This is a genomic window from Paenibacillus forsythiae T98, assembly GCF_000520735.1.
GTDB classification, from domain to species: domain Bacteria; phylum Bacillota; class Bacilli; order Paenibacillales; family Paenibacillaceae; genus Paenibacillus_AQ; species Paenibacillus_AQ forsythiae.
This window is the reverse complement of sequence record NZ_ASSC01000456.1, coordinates 1-12,127: the sequence shown is the minus strand read 5'-3', so window position 1 is coordinate 12,127 and position 12,127 is coordinate 1. Positions and strand designations below refer to the sequence as shown.

The following is a 12,127-nucleotide window of genomic DNA, read 5'->3' as shown; positions in this document are numbered from 1 at the left end:
TTTTTCTACCATTTAGTGGTTAATCAACAGGCGTGAAGAATAATATTAGTTTTGGATCAGTTAAGCGATGAACAGGTTAATTGGCGTCCTAATGATTCAAGCAACAGTATAGCGAATTTAATGGTTCATATTAGCGGCAACATAAACGAAAGAATCAGCAAAGGAATAAATAATAAAGATTTCATAAGAAATCGAGATGAAGAATTTGAGGAACTGAATAACTTGTCCGCTTCGCCGGCCATGATAAGTTGTTGACAGGGTAGCAAGTGCCATCCTTTAGGCCCCGGCTCTCGGTACGAAAGGCTTCCATACTTGGAAATTTTTATTGGGAACGTAAAGGAGGGAAAGAAGATCAATGGAATCGGCAGTGCGGTCTTTGCAATGACATTCTATTGATCTTCCTGGCTAGCTGAGGGATCCAAAGTCCTCTAGAGGATGAAGTAAAATGTACTGTATGGAAAACTGATCGATGCTTTCGGATTTTCTCATAGCCGCATAAATAGCCCGTGATTAGCGCGTTTCAATGATTAATCATCATAATTTCTTTGCCAAAGTTATTGTAAAATATTATTTTAAATTCTGGAGTCGGATTCCATATTCTTTCATCAACCACAATAACATTATTTCCATTTTTATAATCAATTTTGTGTTCCATTTCTATGCCATCAAGAATAACCGTGTAGCTCCATATATCATTTGCGATTTCTTTATTTTTAATAATGATGGCCACAGAGCCCTTTTCCATTCCTCCAATAATGTAGCCTCCAAGATCTTCTCCAACATAGTGTTCATAATTTGATTTACCTCTATATATATAAATATTATTAGTCCCAGAAAAGATATAGGACTTATCTTTAAGAGTTACTATCTGCGGATTTTCTATTTGCTGCTCCTTAATAAACTGATTGATATTGTAGTTATTGCGAACAAAAAATGTTTGACCCAAAACCACAACCAATAATAAAACAAAAATAGTTATAATAATCCTTTTATTCACCAATAAACACACCTTTCCTATTATTTTATTCTCTCCTACAAAAGGTTGCAATTTTTCCTTTAATTATGTTGTATCATATCAATTGTACATCGGCCGATGTCGAAATTACGTACAGGCCCTAATAAAAAACTATTAATGGATGGGTGATCTCATGGATGTGGTGAAAAGCATTTTAATAGCAAAATTCGAAGAGATTCATAGAAGAGTAATATTAGTTTTGGATCAGTTAAGCGATAGGCAGGTTAATTGGCGTCCTAATGATTCAAGTAACAGTATAGCGAATTTAATTGTTCATATTAGTGGCAACATAAATGAAAGAATCAGCAAAGGAATAAATAATAAAGATTTCATAAGAAATCGAGATGAAGAATTTGGGGAACTGAATAGAACGCAAGAAGAGTTGATTCAAATAACTAATGAATCGTTTCGTGAAATAATTGAAACGACAAAGAGCATGACTGAAGAAACATTTATGAAAACACAATTAGTGAGAGACAGGGAAAGAACAAATTTAGATATGTTAATACAGTACGCAACGCACTTTTCAGAACATATGGGACAGGTATTTTATATAAGCAAGATCATAAAGGACAGAGAATATGTTACAACCTCGATATCAAGAAGAGAATTATAGTAGGTGGCGTGTCCACCACCAGGTTCTGAACGGACCCTAAGCCGCTGTGACGTTGTGAATCCAGCTACGTTATATGTAATCCCAGCTAATGAATATTGTAGTAAACTCGAAGTAACAAGAGGGAGCGAGAAGTTTATGGATCTCGAAGAGTTTTATCAGTATTTGTCTGATGAGGAAAAAAATATATTTTCTGAGATTGCTGGATATGCCATCAAGCTTGGATATAAACCTAAAAAGGCAAAAACCCAAGCAATAAATTACGTGTTCAATAGTAACAAGACTAAAAAGCATATAATGAAGTTTTCAATTGAACAAGGAAGACCGATATTAAAAATGAAATTTTATGCTTCAACAGACTACTCCCATATTTTCCACGAAAGCGTAAGAGCTGTTATGGAAGAGTATAACTATAAGTATACCGGATGCTATAACTGTGGGAAGTGCAAGGATCAGTTAGAGGGATACGAGTACAAATATTCGGATGGCCGAGAGTATTTTAGATGTGGCGGAGAATTAATAAGTATACAACCAATAACAAATAAAGAAATTCCGGAAATTATGAAATTGCTCCATACTCAGCATCAATATTACTTATCCAAGAGGAAAGTTTAAATACATAGATGCAAGTTTCTAGCGATTTTATCGCTAGATCTCAATACCTGTTGGTCTGATGATGTATCATGGAGCGGAGAGAGTATCAAAGTATGGGAGGGAGACCATGAGCAATATATTGGAGGGCTTATTTTACGGAAACATTCGGCCTGACGAATGCATCAAACCCAATAATCCGGAGTATCCTTTGCTGACCCGCGAAATTTCCAAAACAATGGAAGAGTATAAAAAGCAGTTTTCAGCAGATGAGTTCGATTCTCTTGAAAAATTGGTTGATCTATTGGGCGAATCGACTTCCATCTATTCCGCAGCCTCTTTTGTCCAAGGGTTTCGGATGGGGGCATTAATGATGGTTGAAGTGTATGGCGGAGGCGAGGATTTTGTTCAGAGAAAAAAATAGGCCACAAGCTGCTCCGGTACTCTACCGGAGGCAGCTTATTTAGCTTTCGTTACGGTCGATGTTGGTTGACCAGATGCACTATTCCTTCGAACTTCATTCCTCATTGTTACCCTGATCGTAGGCCGCTCTGGCCTGTTCCACCAGCGAATAATGCTCCTTCGTCCACTTATTTAGCGCTCTCATGGGTTCCAGCAAAGATTCACCCAACCGGGTGAGGGAATACTCGACGATTGGCGGGACGGACGGCGTAATAACACGCTTCACCAATCCATCGCGTTCCAGTTGCCGGAGGGTTTGGGTCAGCATTTTTTTGGAAATGCCTTCGATTCTTCTTCTGATCTCTCCGTACCGTATAATTCCATCTTCCATTGCATAGATGACCAAGGCCGTCCATTTGCTCGAAATAATATCAAGCACCTTGCGGTATCCGCAAACAGATAACGATATATCGGGTTGTACGGTTTTGGCCGAAAATGGAGATTTCATCTGATGTCCTCCTGTGCACCTTTAGGTTCCCTGGACACAATAAAGTGCCTCCTTACTAAAGTGTAGTACATATATTAATGTGTGTCTATACCATACAAAAAGGAGAGAGCGCTCATGAAAGTATACGAAATTCAAGATGCATTCGGAATAGATCAACTGAAGGCGGCTGAACGTCCGCTACCGGTTCCCGGTCCTGAGGAGGTGCGCATCAAAATGCGGGCGGTTTCCCTTAACTCCAGAGATTTGGGTGTAATTAGCGGATTCTATAACCCGAGTTTGAACGCGCCCTTAATTCCGGTATCTGATGGTGTAGGCGAAGTTGTCGCTTTGGGAGAGCACACGAAGAGGTTCAAGATTGGCGACCGGGTAAGCGGGATTTTTACTCAAAGCTGGATCTCCGGAGAGGCTACCCAAGACAATTGGGTGAGTTCGCTGGGAAGTCCGCTGGATGGACTGCTCGCAGAATATGCCGTTCTGCCCGAAAAAGGACTGGTCCGCGTCCCCGACCATTTGACGGATGAAGAGGCGGCGGCGCTTCCCTGCGCAGGGGTGACAGCATGGCATGCCATCGCCCAGGAAGGGAAGGTCACAGCGGGTGATACCGTTGTCGTCCAGGGGACAGGCGGCGTCTCGCTGTTCGCGCTTCAATTCGCCAAGCTTCACGGAGCAACCGTGATTGTAACATCAAGCAGCGATGAGAAGCTTAAGCGGGCGAAGGAACTGGGGGCGGATTTCGGCATCAATTACAGGCAAACGCCTGAATGGGATAAGGCCGTTCTTGAACAGACGGAGGGACGCGGGGCAGACCATATCGTCGATCTCGGCGGATCGGCTACACTCAACAAGTCCATCTCGGCGCTGCGGGTGGGCGGACAGATCAGCTTGGTAGGCGGTCTATCGGGCTTCCAGGTGGAAGGCTTCGAAATCATCCCCGCCATTTTAAGAAGAGCGCGCTTGCAAGCGATCAACGTCGGGAGCCGGGACATGTTTGAGGCCATGAACCGTGCCATCCAGCAAAATCGGCTTCGTCCGGTCATTGACCGCGTGTTTCCATTCGAACATGCAGTCGAAGCGCTGCATTACTTGGCGGAGGGCTCGTATTTCGGAAAGATTTGCATTAAGTTTTGACGAGAGTGCACCCCTGGAACGGACATTGGAATGACCCTCGGGTTAGGCTGATGAAAGTTCCGGCGGGTGCATTTAAAATTTGATACAATCATACATAGCATGACTTCAACCCTGTCAAAAAAAGCCGCAAAGTGAGGAAATGAATATGAATCGTTTGATTATCGACACGGATATCGGCAGTGATATTGATGACGCCATGGCGCTTGCGCTGGCGATGAAATCCCCGGAGCTGATTCTCGAAGGAGTTACAACCGTTTACGGAGATGCCGATTTGCGCGCCCGAATGGTCACCAAAATGCTTCAGCACGGCGGCCGGGAGGACGTGCGTGTGTACGCCGGTCTGGATCGGCCGCTGCTCGGGAACCGTGAAATCTGGATGGCCGGCCACGAAGGGAAAGGGCTTATTGAGGAAGGTGAATCGCTTCCTTACGAAGAGCGCCACGCTGTCGATTTCATCATCGATATGATTATGTCGAATCCGGGCGAAATTACGCTTGTCCCGATTGGACCGCTGACCAACATCGCCGCATGTCTGATCCGCGAGCCGAGAATTGCCCGGAATGTTAAAGAGATTATTTTAATGGGCGGCGTTACCCGGCTTGGCCGCAATGCCGCCGAACTGCCTGTGACCGAGCATAATATTGTCAGCGACCCGGAAGCGGCGTCTGTTGTATTTGGCAGCGGCGCGCCCATCGTCATGGTCGGGCTGGATGTCACCAAGCAGGTCATTATTACCAATGAACACTGCAAACGGCTCCAGGCAACGAGTGATCCGCTGAATGCCGCGCTGGCCCGCCAGATGGAATACTGGTTCGATTTTATCCAATCTGAACAAACGTTTCTGCATGACCCGCTCACCGTCTCGCTGCTCATTGACCGGTCGCTTGTTGCCACCGAGAAAATGAAAGTGACCGTCGAATACGACCACCGTGCGAAGACAGGCCAAACCGTCGCTGTCCGCGCGGAGGACGGCAATGTGGAAGTCTGCCTTGAAGTGGACAGCGAGCGGTTTCTGGCGATGCTGCTAGACCGTTTGACCGGACAAGCCTGACCTGGATAAAGCTGCGAAACTGTGTTCGTCCTGAAAGCTCCCACAGAATAACGCTGCGGGGGCTTTTGCTTTTTAGTATAATGAGAAACCACAGTACAGAAAAGGGGAGAGCGAGTTGTTTCATCCATTGAGTCTTGTCATACCGTTCCTGATATTGCTGCCAAATCTTATGTTTATTGGATTACAGCCAAGGAATAAGCCGAACGAGGAGGATAAAGGCAATCCAATCTTTTCGGTGGCGGAAGCGGTCGGGCGGGTCGGGGTATTCCTGATTCCTTTATTCTCATCCATACATATTGATCATTTCTATGAAGTTATTTCCCTGATCGGAATGATAGTATCTCTTTCGCTCTATTACTTGGGATGGATTCGATATGTCAGGGGGGATAGGGAATACAGCCTGTTATTTGCTCCCATGTTCGGGATTCCGGTGCCTTTGGCGATCAGCCCGGTCCTCTATTTTCTTTTTGCCGCGGTGGTTCTGCATTCGCCTTATTTATTCGCCTGCGGGGTGATATTTGCCATTGGACATATCCTTAGCAGTTTAAGCGCCTACAACAAGGACTCCTGACCGAGTGATTTGCAATAATTCCCATTCATGGAAAGGGGATCGGAATAATCAGCTTATTGGTCCTTTGTTACTAATTAATTTCGGACGCTTATCCGATATATAATTTAGGCTACCAAGGATTGACAACGCGAGAATCATATTCAAACCTAGTGCTCAATATGAAAGGCGGTAATGACAGATGACAGAATCAGCAAACCAACAGGGACGGCATGAGATGTGGGTTGATCCCAAGACAAAGGTGTTTCACATTGACCTCTTTGGTTTCTACGGCGTAGCTGAAGCGGAGAAGTTTTTTTCAGACTACAGCAAGCATGCGACTCCTTTAAACAAGGATGAATATAGCATCGTAATCGACTGCCAGGGCCTTTCGACCTTCAAGCCCGATATATTGCCATATTTGCGTGATGCGTACAAAGCATATGCGGAATTCAAGTCGGTAAGCTTCATTAATCCGGCCAATCCTGTGGGCCAAATGCAGCTTAAACGGGTGGCCCGTGAAGTGAACTTGCAGGACAAGTTCAAATTTGTAAGCAATCCTGGACAGCTTAAGTTCGAATGATCAGGCAGCACACCCTAGCGAAATACCGCCCGGAGTACTGCTTTTTTTGTTGCAGAATTATGAAAAGGGGATGAAAATAATGAATGCAAATGTGAAAATTCGTGGAGTGGCGGTTTATCATCCGGAGAATAAAGTAGGCAATGATTACTTTGTGCAGCATTTTGCACGGCAAGGGAAGGATATTACAGGTCTTCTGGAGGTGACAGGGCGGGAAACCCGGTATCTGTCAAATGATCCGCAGGAGAATCCTTTGACGATGGGAATTGAAGCTGCAAAACGGGCGCTGAGCCAAACGGGAATTGAGGGCCATGAGCTGGACATGATTGTTTTTTCATCCGGGACACCCGAGTATGTCCAACCGACCAATGCGGTGAAAGTGCATCATGCCTTGGGCGGCAAGAACTCCGCTATCGTCTACGATATCAACTCCAATTGTGTGGGGATGGTTGTTGCATTGGAGCAAATCAGCCGCAATATGCTTTCGAATCCCAATGTGAAATATGCCATGATTGTCGGAGCGGAGCAATTGAATAAATACTCCAGAACCAATGAAGAGGTTCCGTACTCCAACTTCGGTGATGCCGCAGCGGCGCTTATCCTCGAACGGGTGGAGGACTACGATGGCGGATTTATAGATTCTTCATACTATACCGATTCTTCGCTGCATGATACGATTGTTCTCCCCGCCAAGGGATTCTCCAATATATACAGGGAGGACCTGGAGGAGAGCGACAAACGGATCGAGTGGCTGCCGTTCGACACGGATGATGCTTTCTTGAGCGCGAAGAACGCCATTGAGAGATTGCTTATGGAGAACGGGCTGACCAAGTCTGATGTCAAACGATACTTCCTGTCTCAATTTGCCAAGAAGAATATCGATATCATCTGCGACCAGCTTAACGAGGATCATGAGAAATTCAAGTTTATCGGCAATGAGTTTGGATATACAGGGACAAGCAGTCCGTTTGTTGCCTTTGCCAAATCGATTGAAGCGGGGGAGATCAAACGGGGCGACGTCATTATCTTCTGGTCGGTAGGCGCGGGAATTACTTCCTGCAATGTGATTTATAAATATTAATAGGCGTACGAAATCCAAAAGGCATCCCTCTCGCAGAATGAGAAGGGTGCTTTTTTCATTCATCCTATCAAGAGGATTGTATGTGAAAAAATGGATTTTGCATCCAGTTCAATCACCCTTTCCAATCCATTTCTCTGTCATAAGCTATACTATCAAACCGAAAGGAGACAAAACATGAGTGACAGAGAATTTGATGTAGATGCTCTTGCAGCCGCACTTGCCGCAGCATTACAAGCACAACTGAGCTTTAACAGAAACGACAATGACAACAAGAATGACAATGACAACGACAATGACAACGAGAACGACAACGATAATAAGGCACGGGCAAAGGCTTTAGCTGAAGCTTTCGCTAAAGCTTATGCAAGTGCAAGATCCAAAGCGGAGGCTGAACAGGAACTCAAACAGGAATCCGAGCAAAAAGCTAAACAAAAATCCGATCAGGATTCCGATCAGGATTCCGATCAAAACATTTATATCGAGGTAAAAAACGGTAACGCACATGTAAAACGCAGCAAAAAAAGCTTGTAATATAGCCAACTAAAAACCAATAAAATTCAAAGTGAGGGAAAATACAGTGAGTAATTACGAAGGTATTGATCCGGAAACTCTGGCATTGGCCATTGCGGTTGCTTTGCAATTCCAAAAAAGCTTCAATAAAAACGAGAATGAGAACAAAAGCGAAAACGAAAATGAAAACGAAAATAAAAACGAGAACGACAACGAAGCTCTTGCAAAGGCAATAAGCGAAGCTTTCGCCAAAGCATTCGCAAATGCTTTTGCTTCTGCCAAAGCAGAGCAAGAAGCCAAACAGGAATCCGAGCAAAGAGCTGAACAGAAATCCGAGCAAGAGTCCGATCAGGATTCTGAACAAAGAATTTTCATTCAAGTCAAAAACGGTAACGCACATGTAGATTACTAATTTTAAAAGTTCTGCAGCGCACGTAACGTATTGAGATACCGGGCAGTTCAGTTTGCGGATTGAACTGTCCGGCATCATTTCATTCTGATAAGTTTTTTAATGATTCAATGACATCCGTAAAAGTTTTGCGGTTCTCAGAAATAATTCCATCGAGTCTGCTCAGAATCTCATCGATATTCATGGCCTTTCTATGCTCCTCATCCATGAAATGATAATAGAATAAGACCATAGCATAAGCGATTCCTGTATTATCTACATATACTATGCCATTTCCACTTTGCTTGACACTTGCATTTCCGTTTTCATTTTTCAGGTCAGCATTGAGTTTACCGCTGAATTTTTCCTGCAACTGTTTTATATGCCTGGTGATTATACTTTCAACAAGATCCGTAATTTCTTTTTCATTCTGAATCACATGATCACTCCTAATTTATCATCCGCTGTTATGCCGTCCGCTTCCTCTAATTGAACCATTACCGTTCTCTCCAGTTATTTTTACAGTGACATCCTCCTGAGTAGATAATTTGTTGTTATCTTTGCCTTTGACCTGTGTCAAGGGTTCTTGTTCATGGTTCGGCTCCGGGACTTTATCATCCGACAGGGAAGCTGCCACCGGCACTGGAATGATCTCTTCAGGTTTGCTTGCTCGTTCCTTTTGTTGCTTGTGTCCCCATTCGATCCAGCTAAGGTAGCTGCCCGGATCGCTGGTTTTTTTCGCATCTTTCGCATCTTTCGCATCTATAGTAGGTTCGCGGGTAGTCCGGCTATCATTAACGACCGGCGCTTCTTGCGGGATGATTTGGATAAGCTCAGACTTCTGGCTGTTCGCCAACGCTGGATCGGGATCACTTTTTAAAGCAGGTTCGTTGATCACCGTTCCGTGATTCGTCACTGTTGGGGTATTTTTATTGTCCTTGACAATCTGTACAGGCATGTTCTTGCTAGAGCCGCTGATCGCTTCTTCCGGGAGGTGTATGTTCAGTAGTTGATGCGGGCGCTCACCCAACCCTGTGCCGGATTCTGTCGGCTGAATAACTAAGCTCTTATCCTGCGGGTTCTCCGTTGTAAGCGGCGGATGGGTTGCGACGTTTGGGGTGATTGGCAACTGTGGGGTGGTTGTAATTGTATTCTCCTTGACAATCTGTACAGGCATATTCTTGCTAGAGCCGCTGATCGCTTCTTCCGGGAGGTGTATGTTCAGTAGTTGATGCGGGCGCTCAGCCAACCCTGTGCCGGATTCTGTCGGCTGAATAACTAAGCTCTTATCCTGCGGGTTCTCCGTCGTAAGCGGCGGATGAGTGGAAAGGATTGGGTTGGTTGCCATCTGTGAAAGGAGGGTAATTGTATTCTCCTTGAAAATTTGTATAAGCATATTCTTGTTAGAGCCACTGATTGCTTCTCCCGGGGAGGGGTGTACGTCTGTTAGTTGATGCGGGCGTTCAGCCAACTCTGTGCTGGATTCCCCCTGCTGAATGTGTGAACTCACGTCCTGCCGGTTCACCATCGTATGTGTCGGGTTGATTGCAACGTTTGGATTGTTTGCCACCTGTGGGGTGGTTGTAATCACGATTGGTTGATTCGAAATTGGGGGATCGCGGACAACGACGATTTCATTGATGTCTGTCATTACTCCTTTCTTCCTTTCGGAGTGTCTTGAGCGCTTTTTCCCATTTAAGGGCCGCCTTTTTTTAAAACATCTTACCTTGCGGTTCGCTTTGTTGTGGATTTTTATACGTAATTTTCCATTTGAGTCGATGAACAGTATGATCTTTTTTAGCCTTTTCAGCCGCTTGCTGACCAAGCGTATGTTAATTCTTTTATCGCTGTACACTTTTGTGGTATAAATATTGCCTCTTTTCAAAGTCATCCTCCTTACCCGGGGTTTTCGTTATATATGTACGATTTTCCCGGGCAGGTGGGAAGGGCGGAATGACTATAACATTCACATCTTTAGATCTGGGAGGAGGTCTCCCTTTAATTTGGCTTCCAGAATGCAGCGTGCGATGCGGCGAACTCGGCCAGCGATCTTGGCGGACGCCCGGTTACACGTTCCACTGTATCGGTCACCAAATCCTCGGTGCCGTTATTTTTGATCGACTCATCCAGGCCGGCGAGGAAATAAGCGTAGTCTTCCGCTATCCCGAGGTTGATCAGCCCGGTGGCCAGCTCTTTCGTTTCGATATGTCTGTGCGTAATGGTCCGGCCCGCAGCGGCGCCAATTATTTCCCCCGCCTCCGCATAAGACAGAGACTGTGGGCCGGTGATGATATGATCGGTATTATGAGGCTTCGGATCAATCAGCGCGCGAACGCCCACCTCGGCGATATCGTCCGCATCAATGAAGCCGACCCGGCCAGTCCCGGTGGCCGTAATGATAACCCCGTCACGGTTGATGGTTGTAGCATGCTGGCCTTCAGTGAAGTTTTGAAAAAAATAAGCAGGCCGCAGCACCGCCCATTCCGGGACAAGTTGACGTATTGCCTGATGCACCTTGCCGAACACCGGTCCGTCCTCCGGGACGGATGCGCTGCTGAGCAGCACCACCCGCCGGACCCCCGCTTTTACAGCCTTCTCCAGAAAAGGCGCCATCACCGCCGACGGGTCCATGACGAGGAGCGGCGCTACAAGATATATCTTATCCACGTTGCTCAACACCCGGTCATATGAGGCTGCATCATTCCATTCGAACTGCATATGATCCTGGATACTCGCAGAAGAAGCTTTGCCCCGGCCGGCGGTCCGAACGCTATAACCAAGCTCCATAAGACGTTTTGCGATACGGCTTCCAGTTTTTCCATTCCCGCCGGTAATCAGAATTTTGCTGGTATCATTCATTTCAATACACTCCTCAAGTTTTAAATTTTTGCGCAGGCAACCCGATCATTTATGCCGCTGCTTTCAGTTTGGCGGACTTCTTTTGTCTAAGTGAGACAAACGCGACAATAATGCTTATCAGCGCAATAACGGCTTCGATAAAGATTGCTGTGCGGATCGCTCCGTTGAGCGCCGCGGCTTCCATCGTTTCCAAGGTAGCATTCGCGCCCAAACTTGCCGAGAGGATAGCCATTATGACAGCCAACCCGACGGCGCCGCCAATCTGCTGCCCAGTCGTGACGATCGCGGAGGCGACCCCTTGCTCTTTCATGTCAATTCCTGTGCTTGCCGCGATATACATCGTCGTGAATACAAAGGCCTGACCCAAGCCGATGATGACCATGCCCGGAATAACATCCCAAGCGGTTCCGGTCTCGGATACCCGGGTAAGCAGCAAGAATCCGATAACGCCAAGTCCCATCCCGGTTGCGATCGTACCGGCCACGCCTGCGCCCGAAATCATTTTGTTAATCAGCCTGGCTCCCAGCAAGGCGCTGATCGTCAGAGGCAGGAAAGTAAGGCCCGACTGGATCGCAGTATATTGCAGCACCTCTTGCGTGTAAAGCGTCAGGAAATAATACAGCGTACCGAATGAGGCGGAGAACAGAGCGGCTGTAATAGCTGCGCCGGTCAAATTGCGGATGCGGAAGAGACGGAAAGGAATCAGCGGCTCGCTTGTGCGCTTCTCAATCGCCACAAACAGGAGAAGCAGGGCCGCCCCGATCAGCCCCGGGATAAGCGTTGCCGCATGCAGCCAGCCTTCGACCGGGGACTGAACGAGATAATACACGACTAAGATCATGCCGGCCGTTACG

General features: G+C 46.2%; 17 protein-coding genes. 11 read left to right on the top strand and 6 right to left on the bottom strand.

From position 1 onward, the window contains the following. The first annotated feature begins 51 nt into the window (after positions 1-51). The gene (locus L692_RS34040; RefSeq protein ID WP_198027763.1) at positions 52-255 is read left to right on the top strand and encodes a DUF1572 family protein; all 204 of its coding nucleotides are present in this window, start codon (positions 52-54) and stop codon (positions 253-255) included. A gap of 265 nt (positions 256-520) precedes the next feature. Here the strand turns inward: L692_RS34040 and L692_RS0114590 are convergent, their stop codons facing one another. Continuing rightward, positions 521-997, bottom strand: coding sequence for a hypothetical protein (locus tag L692_RS0114590; protein ID WP_156940448.1), 477 nt, complete (start codon positions 995-997; stop codon positions 521-523). 151 nt (positions 998-1,148) lie between these two features. On the opposite strand from L692_RS0114590, the gene L692_RS0114585 reads away from it, so the two are divergent. The 3 genes from L692_RS0114585 (at position 1,149) to L692_RS0114575 (ending at position 2,643) form a co-directional block, all read left to right on the top strand. Then, entirely contained in the window at positions 1,149-1,631 is a 483-nt protein-coding gene (locus L692_RS0114585; protein WP_025700912.1) for a DUF1572 family protein, read from the top strand. Between the two features lie 135 nt (positions 1,632-1,766). Next, entirely contained in the window at positions 1,767-2,243 is a 477-nt protein-coding gene (locus L692_RS28890; RefSeq protein WP_036723777.1) for a hypothetical protein, read from the top strand. 106 nt (positions 2,244-2,349) lie between these two features. Then, positions 2,350-2,643, top strand: a complete 294-nt coding sequence (locus tag L692_RS0114575) for a DUF6809 family protein (protein ID WP_025700910.1) — start codon at positions 2,350-2,352, stop codon at positions 2,641-2,643. A gap of 93 nt (positions 2,644-2,736) precedes the next feature. On the opposite strand, the gene L692_RS0114570 is transcribed toward L692_RS0114575, so the two are convergent. Then, positions 2,737-3,129, bottom strand: a complete 393-nt coding sequence (locus L692_RS0114570) for a winged helix-turn-helix transcriptional regulator (RefSeq protein ID WP_025700909.1) — start codon at positions 3,127-3,129, stop codon at positions 2,737-2,739. 114 nt (positions 3,130-3,243) lie between these two features. On the opposite strand from L692_RS0114570, the gene L692_RS0114565 reads away from it, so the two are divergent. The 7 genes from L692_RS0114565 (at position 3,244) to L692_RS0114535 (ending at position 8,438) form a co-directional block, all read left to right on the top strand. Next, positions 3,244-4,257, top strand: coding sequence for a zinc-dependent alcohol dehydrogenase family protein (locus tag L692_RS0114565; RefSeq protein WP_025700908.1), 1,014 nt, complete (start codon positions 3,244-3,246; stop codon positions 4,255-4,257). A gap of 145 nt (positions 4,258-4,402) precedes the next feature. After that, complete coding sequence (locus L692_RS0114560) at positions 4,403-5,308, top strand: nucleoside hydrolase (RefSeq protein WP_025700907.1); 906 nt, start codon at positions 4,403-4,405, stop codon at positions 5,306-5,308. A 115-nt stretch (positions 5,309-5,423) separates the two neighbouring features. Then, positions 5,424-5,879 carry a hypothetical protein gene (locus L692_RS30665; RefSeq protein ID WP_025700906.1) on the top strand — a complete coding sequence of 152 codons (456 nt, stop codon included), beginning with the start codon at positions 5,424-5,426 and terminating at the stop codon, positions 5,877-5,879. A 178-nt stretch (positions 5,880-6,057) separates the two neighbouring features. Next, positions 6,058-6,438 carry a hypothetical protein gene (locus L692_RS0114550; protein ID WP_025700905.1) on the top strand — a complete coding sequence of 127 codons (381 nt, stop codon included), beginning with the start codon at positions 6,058-6,060 and terminating at the stop codon, positions 6,436-6,438. 79 nt (positions 6,439-6,517) lie between these two features. Beyond that, a complete protein-coding gene (locus L692_RS0114545) occupies positions 6,518-7,516 on the top strand; it encodes a ketoacyl-ACP synthase III (protein WP_025700904.1) in 999 nt (332 codons plus the stop codon). A gap of 174 nt (positions 7,517-7,690) precedes the next feature. After that, the gene (locus L692_RS0114540) at positions 7,691-8,047 is read left to right on the top strand and encodes a hypothetical protein (protein ID WP_025700903.1); all 357 of its coding nucleotides are present in this window, start codon (positions 7,691-7,693) and stop codon (positions 8,045-8,047) included. Positions 8,048-8,093: 46 nt separating this feature from the next. Further along, positions 8,094-8,438 (top strand): hypothetical protein, encoded by a 345-nt coding sequence (locus tag L692_RS0114535; protein WP_025700902.1) that lies wholly within the window; start codon positions 8,094-8,096, stop codon positions 8,436-8,438. Positions 8,439-8,517: 79 nt separating this feature from the next. Here L692_RS0114535 and L692_RS0114530 read toward each other — a convergent pair whose 3' ends face one another. The 4 genes from L692_RS0114530 to L692_RS0114515 form a co-directional block, all read right to left on the bottom strand. Next, positions 8,518-8,853 carry a hypothetical protein gene (locus L692_RS0114530; RefSeq protein ID WP_025700901.1) on the bottom strand — a complete coding sequence of 112 codons (336 nt, stop codon included), beginning with the start codon at positions 8,851-8,853 and terminating at the stop codon, positions 8,518-8,520. An 18-nt stretch (positions 8,854-8,871) separates the two neighbouring features. Then, the gene (locus L692_RS0114525; protein ID WP_025700900.1) at positions 8,872-10,299 is read right to left on the bottom strand and encodes a hypothetical protein; all 1,428 of its coding nucleotides are present in this window, start codon (positions 10,297-10,299) and stop codon (positions 8,872-8,874) included. Positions 10,300-10,412: 113 nt separating this feature from the next. Next, entirely contained in the window at positions 10,413-11,273 is an 861-nt protein-coding gene (locus L692_RS0114520; protein WP_025700899.1) for an NmrA family NAD(P)-binding protein, read from the bottom strand. Between the two features lie 49 nt (positions 11,274-11,322). After that, on the bottom strand, positions 11,323-12,127 hold an 805-nt coding region (locus L692_RS0114515; protein WP_025700898.1), incomplete at its 5' end, for an MFS transporter.

Bases quoted from the DNA above. Each gene is read 5' to 3' on its own strand.
- L692_RS0114565 (WP_025700908.1), top strand. From the start codon at position 3,244: ATGAAAGTATACGAAATTCAAGATGCATTCGGAATAGATCAACTGAAG.
- L692_RS0114560 (WP_025700907.1), top strand. From the start codon at position 4,403: ATGAATCGTTTGATTATCGACACGGATATCGGCAGTGATATTGATGAC.
- L692_RS0114550 (WP_025700905.1), top strand. From the start codon at position 6,058: ATGACAGAATCAGCAAACCAACAGGGACGGCATGAGATGTGGGTTGAT.
- L692_RS0114570 (WP_025700909.1), bottom strand. From the start codon at position 3,129: ATGAAATCTCCATTTTCGGCCAAAACCGTACAACCCGATATATCGTTA.
- L692_RS0114520 (WP_025700899.1), bottom strand. From the start codon at position 11,273: ATGAATGATACCAGCAAAATTCTGATTACCGGCGGGAATGGAAAAACT.
- L692_RS0114540 (WP_025700903.1), top strand. From the start codon at position 7,691: ATGAGTGACAGAGAATTTGATGTAGATGCTCTTGCAGCCGCACTTGCC.
- L692_RS0114575 (WP_025700910.1), top strand. From the start codon at position 2,350: ATGAGCAATATATTGGAGGGCTTATTTTACGGAAACATTCGGCCTGAC.
- L692_RS0114585 (WP_025700912.1), top strand. From the start codon at position 1,149: ATGGATGTGGTGAAAAGCATTTTAATAGCAAAATTCGAAGAGATTCAT.
- L692_RS28890 (WP_036723777.1), top strand. From the start codon at position 1,767: ATGGATCTCGAAGAGTTTTATCAGTATTTGTCTGATGAGGAAAAAAAT.
- L692_RS0114545 (WP_025700904.1), top strand. From the start codon at position 6,518: ATGAATGCAAATGTGAAAATTCGTGGAGTGGCGGTTTATCATCCGGAG.